Origin of the sequence: Streptomyces fructofermentans, from assembly GCF_014651055.1 — a bacterium.
Lineage (GTDB): Bacteria > Actinomycetota > Actinomycetes > Streptomycetales > Streptomycetaceae > Streptomyces > Streptomyces fructofermentans.
In genome coordinates this window covers 56,414-72,294 of sequence record NZ_BMWD01000035.1, presented here as the reverse complement: position 1 = coordinate 72,294, position 15,881 = coordinate 56,414, and the positions used below count along the sequence as shown (strand labels likewise).

General features: G+C 72.8%; 12 protein-coding genes. 6 read left to right on the top strand and 6 right to left on the bottom strand.

Features of this window, described 5'->3' with window-relative positions; genetic code table 11:
- Nucleotides 1–56 precede the first annotated feature (56 nt).
- Nucleotides 57–1,805, bottom strand: a complete 1,749-nt coding sequence (locus tag IE265_RS33680; protein WP_190039562.1) for a discoidin domain-containing protein — start codon at nt 1,803–1,805, stop codon at nt 57–59.
- A 172-nt stretch (nt 1,806–1,977) separates the two neighbouring features.
- Complete coding sequence (locus IE265_RS33675; RefSeq protein WP_190039561.1) at nt 1,978–3,063, bottom strand: DUF1996 domain-containing protein; 1,086 nt, start codon at nt 3,061–3,063, stop codon at nt 1,978–1,980.
- Between the two features lie 481 nt (nt 3,064–3,544).
- Here IE265_RS33675 and IE265_RS33670 point away from each other — a divergent pair, with 481 nt between their 5' ends.
- A complete protein-coding gene (locus IE265_RS33670) occupies nt 3,545–5,332 on the top strand; it encodes a pectate lyase-like domain-containing protein (protein ID WP_373303084.1) in 1,788 nt (595 codons plus the stop codon).
- A 230-nt stretch (nt 5,333–5,562) separates the two neighbouring features.
- Here IE265_RS33670 and IE265_RS33665 read toward each other — a convergent pair whose 3' ends face one another.
- From IE265_RS33665 to IE265_RS33655, 3 genes are all read right to left on the bottom strand, one after another.
- Nucleotides 5,563–7,878, bottom strand: a complete 2,316-nt coding sequence (locus IE265_RS33665) for an FUSC family protein (protein WP_229916821.1) — start codon at nt 7,876–7,878, stop codon at nt 5,563–5,565.
- Nucleotides 7,879–8,206: 328 nt separating this feature from the next.
- Entirely contained in the window at nt 8,207–8,863 is a 657-nt protein-coding gene (locus tag IE265_RS33660) for a response regulator (RefSeq protein ID WP_190039558.1), read from the bottom strand.
- Nucleotides 8,860–10,011, bottom strand: a complete 1,152-nt coding sequence (locus tag IE265_RS33655; protein WP_190039557.1) for a sensor histidine kinase — start codon at nt 10,009–10,011, stop codon at nt 8,860–8,862. The genes IE265_RS33660 and IE265_RS33655 overlap by 4 nt, the downstream gene beginning before the upstream one ends.
- Before the next feature lie 485 nt (nt 10,012–10,496).
- On the opposite strand from IE265_RS33655, the gene IE265_RS33650 reads away from it, so the two are divergent.
- Both IE265_RS33650 and IE265_RS33645 read left to right on the top strand, forming a co-directional pair.
- Entirely contained in the window at nt 10,497–10,844 is a 348-nt protein-coding gene (locus tag IE265_RS33650) for a peptidoglycan-binding domain-containing protein (protein ID WP_190039556.1), read from the top strand.
- A gap of 116 nt (nt 10,845–10,960) precedes the next feature.
- Nucleotides 10,961–11,410, top strand: coding sequence for a peptidoglycan-binding domain-containing protein (locus IE265_RS33645; RefSeq protein WP_190039555.1), 450 nt, complete (start codon nt 10,961–10,963; stop codon nt 11,408–11,410).
- Nucleotides 11,411–11,764: 354 nt separating this feature from the next.
- Here the strand turns inward: IE265_RS33645 and IE265_RS33640 are convergent, their stop codons facing one another.
- Nucleotides 11,765–12,178, bottom strand: coding sequence for an ATP-binding protein (locus IE265_RS33640; protein ID WP_190039554.1), 414 nt, complete (start codon nt 12,176–12,178; stop codon nt 11,765–11,767).
- A 369-nt stretch (nt 12,179–12,547) separates the two neighbouring features.
- Here IE265_RS33640 and IE265_RS33635 point away from each other — a divergent pair, with 369 nt between their 5' ends.
- From IE265_RS33635 to IE265_RS33625, 3 genes are all read left to right on the top strand, one after another.
- Complete coding sequence (locus tag IE265_RS33635; protein WP_190039553.1) at nt 12,548–13,402, top strand: RNA polymerase sigma factor SigF; 855 nt, start codon at nt 12,548–12,550, stop codon at nt 13,400–13,402.
- A gap of 303 nt (nt 13,403–13,705) precedes the next feature.
- Complete coding sequence (locus tag IE265_RS33630; protein WP_190039552.1) at nt 13,706–14,128, top strand: DUF6003 family protein; 423 nt, start codon at nt 13,706–13,708, stop codon at nt 14,126–14,128.
- A gap of 140 nt (nt 14,129–14,268) precedes the next feature.
- Nucleotides 14,269–15,870: a serine/threonine-protein kinase gene (locus tag IE265_RS33625; protein ID WP_308434839.1), complete on the top strand. Its 1,602-nt coding sequence runs from the start codon at nt 14,269–14,271 to the stop codon at nt 15,868–15,870.
- The last annotated feature ends 11 nt before the right edge of the window (nt 15,871–15,881 follow it).

Genomic DNA, 15,881 nt, shown 5'->3' with positions numbered 1-15,881 from the left:
TCAGTCAGTTGGAGGGTCAGACCCACCTGCAGCGTCACCACATCACATCCTCACTGTCAGTTGTAGACGCCGAACTCGTACAGGGAGTAGCCCCATCCGGTGCCGCGCGCGGTGCCGTTGACGCGGACGTAGCGGCCGGTGCCCGACACGTCGAAGTCGTCGACCCCGCCGTTGCCGTCGGTCACCTCGCGCACGGTCCGCCAGTTCTGGCCGTCGTCGGACGTCTGGACGGTGTACGCCTTGGCGTAGGAGGTCTCCCACACCAACTGGACGTGCTTGAACGCGGTGCGCGTGCCCAGATCGACGCGGAGCCACTGCGGGTCGCTCCAGTCGCTGGCCCAGCGGGTGTCGTCGCGCCCGTCCACGGCGCCCGCCGCGGTGCAGGGGCAGTCACCGCCGCCCGTCTGGTGGGACGAGGCGGTGGCCGGCTTGTTCAGGGCGAGGTTGGTGCCGTCCACGGTCGGCGGGACGACCCGTACGGACCGTGTCTCGACGCCCACGTTGCCCTTGCCGTCGGTGACCTTGACGTAGATCTTCCATACTCCGGGCCTGTCCGGTGCGGTCACTCGGAGGCGGCCGCCACCGAGGTCGGTGTGCGGACGCGGGGTGAGGTGCTTGCTCTGGTCGACGTACATGCTGTTGTCGAGCACCTCGTACGAGAGGGTGTCCCCGTCGGGGTCGCCCGCCCTCACCGACAGCGTCAGGTCGCGCCCCGCCTGCACCTTGCCCGCGTCGCCCTCGACGGACAGGCCGGCGACGACCGGCGGAGTGTTGTCGCGCGATGTGTCCCCGCCGTACGCACGCTTCACCGCGTAGTACGAGAGCCGCTTCTGTCCGGCGGGCAGCAGGTTGAACCAGATGCCGCCGAAGTCGTACTCGGTGCCGTAGTGGAACATCGTGGCGCCCAGCGCGACGCCCCGGTGCCCGGTGACGCAGCCCCACGCCCTGGTGTAGCCCTCGGCCTTGGCCTGGTCCGTGGGCTCCTGGGGAACGCCGTTGGCGTCGTCGGGCACCTCCCACTCGCCGGCGGGCCCGCTCTCGGTGACGATGTACGGCTTGGTGTAACCCCCCTGCTCCCAGGCGGCCCTGATGTCGCACACCGCGTCGTAGGCGTTGACGGCGTACAGGTCGAGGTCGGGCGCGTTCCTCTTGTAGTAGGGCCAGGCGCCCACCCAGGCGTCGGTCGAGGTGACCGGATGGTCCGGGTCGACGGCGTGGATCCTCCTGGTGACGTCGTTGACGAAGCTCGTGTAGGCGTTGCGCTGGCGCTCCAACTCGTCGCCGCTGTAACAGTTCTGCAGACCCAGCACCGACTCGTTGCCCACGTTCCACATCAGGACGCCCGGGTGGTTCCGGTACTCCTGGACCCACTTCGGGAACTCGTCGAGCATCTGGTTCTTGTATGCGGTGTCGGTCAGGTAGTTCACGCAGCCGCCGCTGCCGGGGCCGCCGCCGGGCTGGAGCCAGAACCCGGCGACGACCTTGATGCCGTGGGCGGCCGCGGAGTCGAACAGGGCCTTGCTGGAGGCGTCGGTGCCCCAGGTGCGGATGGTGTTGACACCCATCGACCGGAGGTCGGGCATGTACCGCCCGGCGTCGGCCACGGCCGGACCCCAGGTGAGTCCCTTGACCTGGTACGGGCTGCCGTCCACGGTCAGTTGCCAGTTGCCCTGGGAGCCGGTCACCCTGACGACGCTGCCGGCGGCGTGCGCCGGCTGCGCGGGCAGGGACAGCGCGCCGGCGGCCAGTAGTCCTGCGGTGAGGGGCGCCGCGATGCGGCGCGTGCGGATGCGCGGTCTGGTCATGTGGGGTCTCCGGAGTGCGGGTGGGGAGCGGCCGGCCCGTGGCGCGGTGAACCGGCCGCCCCGGCTCGGTGGGGGGAGTGTGAGGGAGGGCGCGGGTGGGGGGTGCCGGGGAGGGCACGGCGTCCGGCCCTCCCGGCCCGGGCCCGGGGACCCGGGCCGGAACCTCGGCGGCTCAGGGAAGTTCGTAGTTCTCGTCGAGCGCGGCGCCCGCCTCGGGGTGTGTCTGGTCGTAGCCGCGCGCGTCGCACTGGAGTCCGCCGACCACGCAGTGGCCGACGAGCGCGTCCAGGGTGGGGGCGTCCCAGGCGTTGAAGAAGTCGTAGTGGAACGACCAGCTCGGTCCGCTGGCCAGCCTCACCTGGGAGAGGTCGCCGTTGACGGGGAAGGCCATCTTGAACTCGACCATCGGCAGGGCGACCGGGTGGCTCGTGGGGCAGATGTTGTTGTTCGTCCCGGGGTTCACGACCGGGTAGGCCATGTGGCTCTTGTGGTCCGGCGTGTCCAGGTACCTGCCGTCCCAGCAACTGGGTGCCTGGAAGCGGATGTTGAGCTGGACGTCCGGACGGCTCGGGCAGTTCTTCGGGAACTCGACGTTGAAGAAGCTGTCGCCGCACTCCCAGCCCTCGACGAAGCCGCGGTGCCTGCGGAACTCCTCGGCGCTCTGGGTCGGGCTGCCCACGAGGAACCGCAGTCCCTTGGGGAAGGGCCGCACGCTCGTGTAGTCGGTCACGCCCGCCTTGTAGTAGATGACCTGAGGACCGACGGGGCGCACCGGCTGGTCGCCCTTGAAGAGGGTGGGCATCCAGTAGCCCGACTTGTCGCCCGGGGCGTTGCAGGTGGTGGTGCCGCCGCCGAGCGAGCCCGTCGTACTGTTCGCGTCGGTCGTCCTGTTGCCCATGAAGGTGTGGTCGTGGGACTTGCCCGGCTGCTGCGGGTAGACGATCGGGTCGTCCGGCTTGGTGTGGCTCACCGAGCAGTTGGCCTGGAACTCGTGGAAGTAGCGGTGGGGCGGCTCCTTCGTGGACGGCGAGACCCCCGTGACCGGCGGGTTCGCGGGAATGTAGCCGTCGCCGTCCGGGTCCTCGGGGGAGACGGCGGTCGAGACCGCCATGGTGTGGCCCGCGTGCGCGGCGGACGCCGCGTCCCGCGCCGCCGGGGGAGTGCCCGCGGTCGCCGCCACGCCGCCGAGACCGAGTGAGGTCAGCAGCAGTGCGCCGGCGATCAGGGCTCCTGGGAGGATCTGCGATCTCCGTGGCATGGAGACCTCCTGAACACGTCGATGGGGAACGGTGGGGGTGCTGCCCGCGTCGCCCGTCCGTGCGGTACATGCCGTACGAGCCCTCCGTGTGGCGGGGCTGTCGTCCGAGTGGCGGGGAACGCGGGAGATCGCTGGGAGGAGAGCGAGGGGAGCGCCGGGAGAGCGCTCTCCCGTGACGGAGTGTCGGGGCCGTTGCGCGAGGGTGTCAAGGGACCCGACCGAAGGATCAACCCGAGTCCGCAGCGCACCTCTTGAACGCGGCGGGCCGCCGGCAGTCCTTCCTCGAACGACTGAAATGACGTCAAATGCTGCTCAAAGCACAGTAGTTGACATGTGCCGTGCAACAACTTCCGGGACTCCGGTCGCAACTCTTGACGCGCGGTTCACACGGATGAAGCATTCAACGGCGAGAGAGCGCTCCCCCACCCCCCCACCGTTCGTTTCCCGAACTTGGAGAGTCGCCCCCATGCCCCCTGCCTCCATGGAATCCCCCACCCCCCGGCCCGTCATGGGCCGTCGCACCGTCCTCGGCGCCGCGGCCGCCGCGGCCACGGGCTCCGCCCTCGCCGGCCTGTCCTCCCCGGCGTCGGCCGCCCCCACCGCGCCGAAGGCCCCGCGGGCCCTGCCGGGCGGCGGCGACCTCGGCCCCAACGTCATCGTCTTCGACCCCTCCACCGCCGGAATCCAGGCCAAACTGGACGAGGTGTTTCGGAAGCAGGAGTCGGCGCAGTTCGGCACCGGCCGCTACGCACTGCTCTTCAAGCCCGGCACCTACCACGGGCTCAACGCCCAGCTCGGCTTCTACACCTCGATCGCGGGCCTCGGCCTGTCGCCCGACGACACGACCATCAACGGCGACGTCACCGTCGACGCGGGCTGGTTCAACGGCAACGCCACCCAGAACTTCTGGCGTTCGGCGGAGAACCTGGCACTCGTCCCGGTCAACGGCACCAACCGGTGGGCGGTCGCGCAGGCGGCACCCTTCCGCCGCATGCACATCCGCGGCGGCCTCAACCTCGCCCCGGACGGCTACGGCTGGGCCAGCGGCGGTTACATCGCGGACAGCCGTGTCGACGGCCAGGTCGGACCGTACTCGCAGCAGCAGTGGTACACCCGCGACAGCTCGGTCGGCGGCTGGGCCAACGCCGTCTGGAACATGGTGTTCTCCGGTGTCGAGGGCGCGCCCGCGCAGAGCTTCCCGAACCCGCCGTACACGACGCTCGGCACCACGCCCGTGTCCCGCGAGAAGCCCTTCCTGTATCTGAACGGCAGCGAGTACCGGGTCTTCCTGCCCGAGAAGCGGACCAACGCACGCGGTGTCACCTGGGGCAACGGCACCCCGAGGGGCACCTCCCTGCCGCTGTCCCAGTTCTACGTGGCCAAGCCCGGGGTGTCCGCGGCCACCCTCAACCAGGCGCTCTCCGAGGGACTCCACCTCCTGCTGACCCCCGGCATCTACCACCTGGACCGGGCCGTCCAGGTGAACCGGGCCAACACCGTGGTCCTGGGCCTCGGGTACGCGACCCTGATCCCGGACAACGGCGTCACCGCGCTGAAGGTCGCCGACGTCGACGGTGTGCGGCTGGCCGGTTTCCTCGTCGACGCCGGCCCGGTCAACTCCGCGACGCTGGTGGAGGTGGGCCCCCGGGGCGCCTCCAGGGACCACTCGGCCAACCCGACCACCGTGCAGGACGTGTTCATCCGCATCGGAGGGGCGGGCGCGGGCAGGGCCACCACCAGCATGGTGGTCAACAGCCGGCACACCATCGTCGACCACACCTGGGTGTGGCGCGCGGACCACGGCACCGGCGTCGGCTGGGAGACCAACCGTGCCGACTACGGCGTGGTTGTGAACGGCGACGACGTACTCGCCACCGGCCTGTTCGTGGAGCACTTCAACAAGTACGACGTGCAGTGGTTCGGCCAGCGCGGACGCACCATCTTCTTCCAGAACGAGAAGGCCTACGACGCCCCCAACCAGGCGGCCGTCCAGAACGGCTCCGTCAGGGGGTACGCCGCGTACAAGGTGGCCGACTCCGTGACCTCGCACGAGGGGTGGGGGCTGGGCAGCTACTGCTACTACAACGTCGACCCGACGATCGTCCAGCACCACGGCTTCGCCGCCCCGAACACCGCGGGAGTGAGGTTCCACAACCTCCTCGTCGTCTCACTCGGCGGCAACGGCCAGTACGCCCACGTCGTCAACGACATCGGAGCACCCACCTCGGGCACGTCCACGGTGCCGTCCACGGTGGTCTCGTACCCCTGACCCGGGCACCGCGCCGGACCGCGCGGCCCCCGACGGCCGCCGCCGTGCCATGACCACCGTCCCCGTCGTCCCCGCCGCCGCCGACCGGCGGGGACGACGGACCCCCGGGAGCGCCCGGGCTTCCCGGGACCGCTCGGGGCGGTCACGGGATCGGTCGGTCGCCGTCCCGCCCGGCCGCCGGACCGCGCTCCCGGCGCCAGGTCCGTGCACCCGGGGGCGCGGACCTGGGCTCAATCGGACGTGTCACGGCCCGGCGGCCCGTCCCGCCGCGCCGCCGACGCGAGGCCCGGCTGCAGGCGGCGGGCGGCGTCGAGGTGGTCGGCGGTCCAGATGACGCGTACCGCGGTGTCCGTGCCCAGCCCCTCCGGGTCGCTCAGATCACGGTCGAGGTACTCCACGAGGAGCGCCTCGGCGCCGCGGTCGCGCGGCAGCGGATCGCGCAGGGCGGTGTGCCGGCCGAGCCCCTCGGCCAGGTCGCCGTACCAGCCCGTCACCCGCTCGGCGGCACCCAGCAGCACCACACGGACCCCGGCCCGGTCGGGCTGGGGGCGCAGGGCCTCCGCGTGCTGCCACAGGCCGAGCACCGCCTCGGCCGCGAGCCGCAGTCCCACGATTCCGGTGACCAGTGTCGTCATGTCGGCCAGCGGCACGGGCTTGGGGCCGCGCTCGGCCAGGTAGGTGCGGAAGACGTCGTCGAGCCGGCGTGCCGCGGCGGCGGCCTCCGCGCCCCGGCGCTGCGCGGTGTGCGCCGAGGCCGGCCTGGTCCCGCAGTGTTCGGCCGCGTACCTCACCGCGCTCGCCAGATAGGCGGCGCTGCACGCGTACCCCTCGGAGAGTGCCCGGTCCACCGACGCCGCCGCGCCGCGCGGCCAGAAGAGCAGTCCGACGAGCACGCTGACCGCGCAGCCGAGGGCGATGTCCTGGACCCGCAGCAGCGCGACGTGCCAGTCGGGTTGCCGGCCCACGTTGAACAGGATGACCAGGGTGACGGTGAAGGACGCCTGGCCCGCGGCGAACCCGATGGTGGCGGGAGCGATGCCGGCGACCAGCACGGCGATCGGCAGCAGGAACCACAGCGCGGTGTCGTGGTCGCCGATGGCGTGCAGCAGCCCCACCCCGAGGATCGAGCCCACGAGGGTGCCGCCCACCGCCCGCAGCGCGTTCTGGCCGGTGTTGAGGGCGTTGGAGCGCAGGACCGACAGGGTCCCGAACAGCACCCAGAACGAATGCTGGACGCCGGTCACGTTCGCCAGCGCCACCGCGATGCCGAGACCGAGCGCTCCCCGGACGCTGTTGTGCAGCCAGACGGAGTGCCGCCTCAGGTGGGCCCCGGCCCGCTCGCGCGCCGCCGCCAGCGGTTCGCCCACGGCACCCGGCTCGTGCCCGAGCAACCGCTCGCTCCAGCCCCGGCGCTCCGCCGCCGAGGCCATGGCCACGTTGTCGGTGATCTGGAGTGTCGCGAAGCCCAGCACCTGGGCACGGAAGGAGAGGTCAAGGGCGCCGATGACGGGGTGCGCCCCTGTCATCGGCGCCGTGGGCGGTGCGTCGCGGCGGACGTGCAGCCGGGTGGTGGCCCTGTCCGTCATGTCGGCCAGCGCCGAACGCAGACGGTCGACGGCGGCCCGCAGCGCGTCCGGGGGACGGCGCGGGTCGTCGAGGAGCGCGGCAGCCTCGTCCAGGACCGCCGCCGCGGTCCGCCGTACGGAGTGGGGGCCGGTCCGGTACTCGGACCGGTCCTCGGGCCGCAGCACGCCTTCGACGAGCACCGCGGCGAGCCAGGTGAGTTCGTCGACCAGCCGGACCAGGGCACGCGAACCCGTGGAGAGGCCGGTGGGACGGTAGGGGGTGCTGTCGAAGACCTCGCGCAGCTCGGCGGCCGCGGCGGCTGCCCTGTCCGCCGCGTCACGACAGTTCCCCATGCTCGGCGCGTCCGCGCCGCCGGCCAGCCGCGAGGCGTCGGTCCGCAGTTGCTCGGCGGCGGCCCGGCAGACCCGGGCGGCGGGCGCGGTGAGCGGGTCCGCCGCGGGGCGAGGCCACATGAGGGTGATCGCGAACAGGGAGGCCGCCGCGGCCAGCCCGGCCCCGGCCAGGCGCTCCGGCAGGACGGACACGGGGGCCGCCGAGGCCACCGGGAGGACGAAGCCGAGCAGCAGCGCGGTGGAGGCCCCGGCGAGCACGGAACTGACCACGCCCGCGAAGAGCACCAGGAAGCCCACCACGACCGTGACGCACACCGCGAGCCACATCTCGCCGGCGACGAGTGTGCCCAGGGAGATGAGGACGGCCCAGGCCGCGGCCAGGCCGAGCTGGGCCCGCAGCCGCTGAGCCATGGGTCCGGTGAACTCGACGAGCAGCAGCATGGCGAACGAGCCGAACGCGGCGAAGGTCGCCATCGTGCCCGACCCGATCACCTGGCTGCACAGCGCGAACAGCGCGGGCATCACGATCGCCGTGCGGGCCGCCCGCCGGGTCGCGGCCCACTCGGGATCGTGGTCCCGGAGCCATGACACGACCGGTCCGGTCCCGATCCGGCTGAACCACCGCACGCGCCCGTACACCTCCCGCCGGCCGGCCTTGCGCACACCGTCCGAATGTCCCTTCCAGGTGCGGGCCCGGCGTACGCGGTCCCGGCCCCCGACCGACCCGTACGGGTCAGCACATGCCGCCGCGCAGGAGGCGGGCCGGACGCGTCGCGCGGCCACCGCGGGCGGGCAGGCGGGTTCGCGGTCCCTCGGCCCGGGGCGTCGGACGCCTCGGCCCCGCCCGCCGACCTTTCGTACTCCATTGCCCATGCCGTGACGGGCCACCGGACGGGAAGGACGTCCTCGGACCCCACCCCGCACGACGTACGGGCCTCCTCGCGGGCCCGGCCCGCTAGCCGCCGGGGACGACGAGGCCCGACTCGTACGCGACCACCACCGCCTGGGTCCTGCTGTCCAGGTCCAGCTTGGTCATCGTGCGGTTCAGATGGGTCTTGACCGTCGCCTCGCTGATGTAGAGGCGGTCGGCGATGTCCAGGTTGGACAGCCCGCGTGCGATCAGCTTCAGGACCTCGACCTCGCGGGACGTCAACGCGGCCAGTTCCGTGGGATGTTCGCCGGTGCCCTGCCGGGCGTACGCCTCCACCAGGCGGAGCGTGACGCTGGGCGCGAAGAGAGCGTCGCCGCCGCCGACCGCGGCCACCGCGGCCAGCAGCCGTTCCGGACCGGAGTCCTTGAGCAGGAACCCGGAGGCTCCGGCACGCAGAGCCCCGTACACGTACTCGTCGAGGTCGAACGTGGTCAGCACCAGGACGCGGGGCGGCGGGTCGGCGGCCTGGGCGAGGATGCGCTCGGTGGCCTCGATGCCGTTCACGCCGGGCATGCGGATGTCCATCAGGATCACCTCGGGCAGGGTCTCGGCGGCCAGCGCCACCGCTTCCGCGCCGTCGCCGGCCTCGCCGACCACCTCGATCCCGGGTGCGGCGCGCAGCAGACCCACCAGGCCGGCCCGGATGAGGAACTGGTCGTCGGCGACGAGCACTCTGGTCATGTGGTGATGTCGTCCCCCTGCACGGCGGCCCGCGCGGAGGTCGGCAGGGTCAGCCGCACGGCGAAGCCGCCTCGGTCCCGCGGGCCGATGCTGATCCGCCCGCCGTAGAGCTTGGCCCGCTCACGCATGCCAATCAAGCCGAGCCCGCCGTCGGTCCGTACTCTGTCCTGAATCACCCCCTCTCCGTCGTCCGTGACCGAAACGGTCACCTGGTGGGGCTCGTACCCCAGGCGCACCTCCGCGCTCGCTCCGGGCGCGTGCTTCAGGACGTTCGTGAGGGCTTCCTGCACCACCCGGTAGGCGCACAGGTCGACCCCGGGGGCGAGTGGGCGCGGGACTCCCTCGACGGTCAGTTCCACGGGGACACCGCCGGCGCGGACGCGTTCCGTCATCTCCTGGAGCCCGGCGAGACCGGGCATCGGGTCGGCCGGGGCGCCGTCGTCGGCCGAGCGCAGCACCACGAGCATGCGGCGCAGTTCGTCCAGTGCCTCCCTGCCGGTGGCGTCGATGGTGTCGAGAGCGGTACGCGCGGTCCGACGGTCGGTGTCGAACACGAACCGGGCGAGACCCGTCTGCACGGAGATCACGGACATGTGGTGGGCGACCACGTCGTGCAGTTCGCGGGCGATGCGACCGCGTTCCTCCGCCACCGCGCGCCTGGCCCGTTCCGCCTGCTCCCGGCGGAGTTGGCGGGTCAGCTCCGCCGAGCGGCGGGCGGCGACACCGAACCGCCACAGCACCGCCGGGTAGACGACGGCCTGCCCGATCACGGACGGCCAGGAGTCGGTCTGGTTCACCGCGCCCGCGTAGATCCACACCCCGCCCATCAGGGCGGCGCACGGCACCGAGACCGACGAGGGCCGCAGGGAGGCCACCGTGTAGACGGCGAGCATCGGCCCGAAGCTGCACACCACCGGCCAGTAGCCGGCCGTGATGTACACCAGCCAGGTCGCGTGCACGAGACATCCGACCGCCACGGGCGCCCGGACGCGGAACACGAGCGGCAGGTGGACCAGGACGACCAGCGCGTAGGCCGTGGCGTCGAGCGGATGCTGTCCCTGGCGTGCGGCCTCCGGCCCCAGCAGCACGGCCACGCCGGTCAGCGCCGTCACGATCAGCGTGTCGACGGCGAGGGGAGGGATCCGCATCGCGGCAGCGTAGCGCCGGTGCAGGCGGAGGACGTCAACCTTGCGCGGTACCGCGGAAGTTGCAGGAACCGCGCGGCTACCCCGTTGGTCTGCGCGGGAGTTCAACCCGGCGCGGGACGCGGGTGGCGCACGGCGGCTCGTACGTTGTGGGTCCACGGGGTGCCGGACAGCCACCGGCCCGCGTGATCCGGTTCCGCAGGGGAGCGGTGGCGGGGGCGCGTCGCCCGGGCACCGGGCGCACGGCCGGCCGCTCCCCGTACACAACCACCGACCACAGGGGGACCACCCATGCGCATCAGCAGGTTCGCCGTCACGTCGCTCGCGGCGGGCGCCGCCCGCTGAGGTCCGCCCGAGACGGCGACTCCGTGCCCGCGGGAGCGTCCGCCCGGTGCTGGTGTCCGACCCGCGCCCGGTCCGGCGCCCCTCACCGGCGCAGCGGCACCGCCGCCCCACGTCCGTGTCACGACACCTCCCAGGAGAAGAACATGACCATCACCCGGAAAGCAGCCGTCGCGCTCTGCGCCCTGTCGCTGGCGGCACTCGGTTCGGCGGCGACCCAGGGCGCCGCCCGGGCCGCCACGGCCGCCCCGGCCGCGGTCGCGGCGGACTACTGCTCCGAAGGCTGGAGCCAGAACCACCCCACCCTCCGGTGGGGCAGCACCGGCAACGCCGTGCGCCACGCGCAGTGCAAGCTCGGGAAGTGGGGCCACCCGGTCGCGATCGACGGCGTCTTCGGCAGGCAGACCTACAACGCGACCGTCGCGGTACAGCGCGAGTGCCTCATCGACGACGACGGCATCATCGGCACCCGGACCTGGCGCTGCCTCGACTGACGCGGCCCGCGCGCCGACCGGCGTCCGTGGCCCGTGGCCCGGCCCGGACGCCCCCGTACAGCCACCTCGGCACCCGCACCGGCCGGTGCCGACCCACGACCCGAAGGGTGAGAAGAATGCGATCGAACGTCGTAAGGAGGACCCTCGTCGGCATCGCGGCCACCGCCGTGATCGCCGCGGGGAGCACGGCGGGAGCGAGTGCCGCCCTCGCCGCGCCCCGGCCGGCGGCCGCACCGGCGTCCGGCACGGGGGGTGCCTCCGTGCTCGTGGTGAACAACCTCGGCCTGAGCACGACCCAGGCCAAGCACTGGCAGTGCTGGCTCGACGGGTGGGGTTTCGACCCCGGCACGATCGACGGCCAACTGGGCACCAACAGCTGGAAGGCCGCCCAGCGGTTCTTCAACTACTACGGCGAGTACGTCGGCGGCAGGCTCGTCGTGGACGGCGTCGTCGGCACCGGCACGATCAAGGCCCTGCAGAACTGGCTGGGCGTCGGCATCGACGGGGTCGCCGGTCCGCAGACCCGCGCCGAGTTCGCGCGGTTCAACAACACGAACTACTGCTAGACCGGGGCGGAGCTCCGATCGCCCCCGGTCCGACGCCATCTCGCCCCCGGTCCGGCGCCACTTCGGCGCCGGGCCGCGGGCGGGGCCGGGGGCCGGGGGCGCGGGCCGGTGGCGGGATCCGGTGGGCGCGGCCGGTGCGCACGGGGTGACGGTCAGGGGGTGGCGGTCACCCGGTCCGGCGCTCGGGGCCCCCGGGCCCGGAGGCCGTCGGGCGGAGGCTGCCGTCGACCGGAAGCCGTCGGCCGGACCTCCGTGGTCCGGACTTCCCCTGTCCGGTCCGACCGCCCGCTCGGGTGCCGGGTCCCATGCGTCCCGTCCCGGCACGTCCTGTCCCGCGCGGCCCGTGAGCGGTGGTCACCGGGGGAGATGCGCGCGGATGCTCTTGCCGCCGGGGCCCGCGCTGATGGTGACCGTCCTGGCCAGGCTCTGGACCATGGGCCATCCGAACCCGCCGGACTCGCCGGTGAGATCGGGCTGCCGCTCGCGGGGCGGCCGTGGATCGGAGTCCGTGACGACGACGGCGATGTCGTCGGGTCGCGCCCACAGCCGCAGGGAGAACGTCGGGCCACTCGCGTGCCGTACGGCGTTGGTGGCCAGTTCCGAGACCACGAGAGCGACACTCGCCGCGGCCTGTTCGTCGACGGACGGCGAGAGGCTGTCCACGTAGGCCCGGGCGAGATCCCGTGCGTCCGCTGCGGCCTCGGGTCGGGAATCGAAGATCGCGTGGCACTTCGGCCTGGTGTCGAGTCCCGGGTGATGCACTGGCATAAGCCCCTCCTCGTCTGGGCCGGCCTCATTTCCGAAATGACCGCCTGCCCTGCGAAGCGGAAGCTTGAACACGGCTTTCCGGGGGAAGCCGTGCGAATCCACCGAGGGCGGCTGCGCGTCACGCCCGGCACTCGGGCGGATCCCGCGCCCGGCGTGCCGGCGGATGCCGCGCCCGACGTCCCGGCCGATCCCCGCGCTCCGGTCGCGGATTCCTCCCGTACGCACCCCTCGACGCACCCGCACCGCGATGTGACGGGCATCACGTCGATGGAGGGGTGTGAGGGAGAATGCGGTGGCGAGTCGGGGGTACACGCAGCTCACCAGTCGATCGACGGACGGCACACGGCTGGCGGACCAGGGAGGGCAAGCATGACGACGACCACGACGGCGACCCGGCTGCGGACGGAGACCGGAACCACTGAGTTGCCGCAGATCGTCGACCCGCAGACGGTCACGCCGGGCGACGCCCGCTCGCTGTCGACCCTCTTCTTCGATCAGCTCACCACGCTCGAAGAGGGCACGCCCGAGTACCAGTACGCGCGCAACACGCTGATCGAGATGAACATGTCGCTGGTGCGCTACGCCGCCGGTCGGTTCCGGCACCGCGGCGACGACATGGAGGACATCGTCCAGGTCGGCATGATCGGCCTCATCAAGGCCATCGACCGCTTCGAACTCTCCAGGGACGTCCAGTTCGCGACCTTCGCCGTCCCGTACATCGTCGGCGAGATCAAGCGGTTCTTCCGTGACACGTCCTGGGCCGTCCATGTGCCGCGCCGACTCCAGGAGGCGCGCGTCGAGCTGGCCAAGGCGACCGAGGAGCTGAGCAGCCGCCTGGGCCGGGCGCCCAAGGTCGCCGAGCTGGCCGCGCTGATGAGCCTCTCCGAGGACGAGGTCATCGAAGCCCGGGTCGCCTCCAACGGCTACAACTCGACCTCCCTCGACGCCGCCATCAGCGGCGACGCCGACGATGGCGAGGCCGCCCTGGCCGACTTCATCGGCGAGGAGGACGCGGGCATGGAGCTCGTGGAGAACTTCCACGCCCTCGCCCCGCTCATCGCCGAACTCGACGAGCGTGACCGGCACATCCTCCAGCTCCGGTTCGTCGACGAACTCACCCAGTCCCAGATCGGTGAGCAGCTCGGCGTGTCCCAGATGCACGTCTCCCGGCTCCTGTCGCGGACCCTGACGCGCCTGCGCGAGGGAATGCTCACCACACGCTGAGGAGCGCCCGCCCGGAGCCGGGGCACCGGGTGCCCCGGCCACTACGACGCCCGGCCCGAACCCGGGTGTCCCTCGCCGGTGTCCCGGCCGGGCACCCATCGGACCGTGCCCTGCCCGCCCGCCCACCCGCACGTCGCGGGCGGGCGGAGCGGGCGGCGACCACACTGACCGGCGACCACACTGACCGGCGACCGGCGACCGGCGACCGGCGACCGGCGACCGGCGAGCTGTGGCGGCGGCGCCCTTCGGCGGCCCGCCTTCTCGGGCTGCCCGCCCGACCGCCAGTGGAGACGAGGACGCGCGATGGCCGACGAGGCATTCCTGTTCCTGCTCGACGACCGGCAGCCCCTTTCCGGGGCTCCCCTGGCCGCCGTCGGCACGCTCGAATGCACCGGAACTCCGGCCGTGCACGGGTGGTTGCAGGCCCATGGCGTGCCGGCCACCTCGGAGCGGGGCCGGGTCGTGCCCGGCGACGCCGAGGGAGTCGTCCCCGAGGGCGCCGAGCGCCTGCCGGTGCCCCTGAGCGAGGAGGAGGCCCCGCGCGTACGCCGTGAGTGCGCGCCGCGGTCCGTCACGGACCTGGAGTACGAGCTCCTGCGGTTCCGGGAGACCGCACAGGACGTGAGGGCACTCGTGCAACGCGCCCTCACCGCGGGCATTCCCGCGCCGCGCGTCGCCCGGCTGACCGGTCTGGACCCCCGGGAGATCGGCCGCTTCACCGGCTGACGTCGCGGGGGTCTCGGGCCGGGAGCCCGCGACGGCACCGCCGCCCCGCAAACCGATTGCGTTCATTCGCCGTTCCGTTGAACACAGACGGTAGCCCGCTGCGTACTCCTGAGGACCTGGGAGCAAGGAATCAGCGAGGGATGGCCATGGGCAACGCGGGTGCCGCTGCGGACGGGTTGGTTGCGGGGAGATACCGCCTCCAGGACGTCGTCCACCGTGAAGTGAACTGCGTCTGCTGGTACGCCGAGGACATCGAGTACGCGCGTCCGCGACTGGTGACGCAGACCCAACTCCCCGCCGACGAGGGGGCGGAGTCCGCCCGGCGGACCGTCGCCAGGATTCTGCGGGTGTCCGACTCCGTGGGACTGCTGCGCCCCGCGGGAGTCGCGACCGTCATAGACGTCGTGGAGGAGGCCGGCGCGGTGTGGACCGTCGTCGAGTGGATCGACGGCATGCCCCTGGGTGAACTCCTCAACCAGCAGGGGGCGTTCCACCACGTCCGGGCCGCCCGCATCGGACTCGACATCCTCGACGTCCTGGAGGCCGCGCACGGCGAGGGCGTCGTGCACGGGGAACTCAGCCTCGGCCAGGTGTTCGTGCGCGACCAGGGCGGTGTGGTCCTCACCGGGTTCGGACTGGCGGGCACGGTTCCCCCGGTGCGTCTCGGCGCGCCGCTGTACGCGGCTCCGGAGCAGGCACGCGGAGGGCCGGGAGGTCCGGCGGCCGACCTGTGGGCCCTGGGGGCGCTGCTCTACACGATGACCGAGGGACGCCCGCCCTTCCGGGACCGGGGCCGGCCCGAGGCCACGTTCAAGGCGATCGAGCGGCTGCCGCTGCGCACCCCGGTCAAGGCGGGGCCGCTGGCCAGGACCGTGCAGGGACTGCTCCGCAAGAGCCCCGGCGAACGGATCACCGCTCCTGTCGTCCGGGAGGCCCTCGCCCGGGTCGTCAGCGACGACCAGGAGGGCGTCCAGCACACCGTCACGACCTCGCGGCTCTCGCTCGGCCACCTCGTGGGCGGCGACCGGGGCAGTCGGCGCGCGGGCCGCCTCGCGCTCGTCGGAGCCGCCGTCGTGGCCGTCGCGGTGACGGTCACCGCTCTCGCCACGGCGGGTGACGGCGCACCCGAGGACTCCTCCGCGGGCCGGGCGTCCGCGTCCCGCACCCCGGCCGACGCCGACGGCCCGAGTGTGCCGCCGATCCGCTCCTCCGAGCCCGCGGCCCCCTCGCCCAGCGGTTCGCCCTCCGCCTCTCCCTCACCCTCCGCGCCCGGGGGGCTCCCCGACGGCTTCCGCGTGTACGACGCGCCGGAGGGCTTCAGCGTCGCGCTCCCCGACGGCTGGGAGCCCGTGAGCACCAGGCGTGAGGACCGCGCGTACCGGGTCGTGTTCGGGACGGAGGACGACCCGCGGAGCCTGGCCGTCACCTACAGCGCGAGCGCGGGGGCCGACCCGGTGGCGGTATGGCGCGACGACGTCGAGCCCGGGCTGCAGCGGCGGTCCGGATACGACCGTCTGGGCGGCATCACCGCGACCACCTACCAGGGTTACGAGGCCGCCGACATGGAATGGCTCGTCGACGCCCAGGGCACGCGTGTGCGCACCTTCGGCCGGGGCTTCCTGCTCGGCGGCGGCCGGAGCTTCTCGCTGCGCTGGACGACGCCGGCCGAGGACTGGACGGGCGCCGGGAACCAGCGGGTGCTCAGGACCGTGCTGGACACCTTCCGCCCGTCCTCCTCGTGATCGGTCCTCCT

Excerpts from the sequence above, each read along its gene's own strand:
- IE265_RS33630 (WP_190039552.1), top strand. The coding sequence starts at position 13,706 with ATGGCCGACGAGGCATTCCTGTTCCTGCTCGACGACCGGCAGCCCCTT.
- IE265_RS33675 (WP_190039561.1), bottom strand. The coding sequence starts at position 3,063 with ATGCCACGGAGATCGCAGATCCTCCCAGGAGCCCTGATCGCCGGCGCA.
- IE265_RS33680 (WP_190039562.1), bottom strand. The coding sequence starts at position 1,805 with ATGACCAGACCGCGCATCCGCACGCGCCGCATCGCGGCGCCCCTCACC.
- IE265_RS33625 (WP_308434839.1), top strand. The coding sequence starts at position 14,269 with ATGGCCATGGGCAACGCGGGTGCCGCTGCGGACGGGTTGGTTGCGGGG.
- IE265_RS33635 (WP_190039553.1), top strand. The coding sequence starts at position 12,548 with ATGACGACGACCACGACGGCGACCCGGCTGCGGACGGAGACCGGAACC.
- IE265_RS33655 (WP_190039557.1), bottom strand. The coding sequence starts at position 10,011 with ATGCGGATCCCTCCCCTCGCCGTCGACACGCTGATCGTGACGGCGCTG.
- IE265_RS33670 (WP_373303084.1), top strand. The coding sequence starts at position 3,545 with ATGGAATCCCCCACCCCCCGGCCCGTCATGGGCCGTCGCACCGTCCTC.
- IE265_RS33660 (WP_190039558.1), bottom strand. The coding sequence starts at position 8,863 with ATGACCAGAGTGCTCGTCGCCGACGACCAGTTCCTCATCCGGGCCGGC.
- IE265_RS33640 (WP_190039554.1), bottom strand. The coding sequence starts at position 12,178 with ATGCCAGTGCATCACCCGGGACTCGACACCAGGCCGAAGTGCCACGCG.
- IE265_RS33645 (WP_190039555.1), top strand. The coding sequence starts at position 10,961 with ATGCGATCGAACGTCGTAAGGAGGACCCTCGTCGGCATCGCGGCCACC.
- IE265_RS33650 (WP_190039556.1), top strand. The coding sequence starts at position 10,497 with ATGACCATCACCCGGAAAGCAGCCGTCGCGCTCTGCGCCCTGTCGCTG.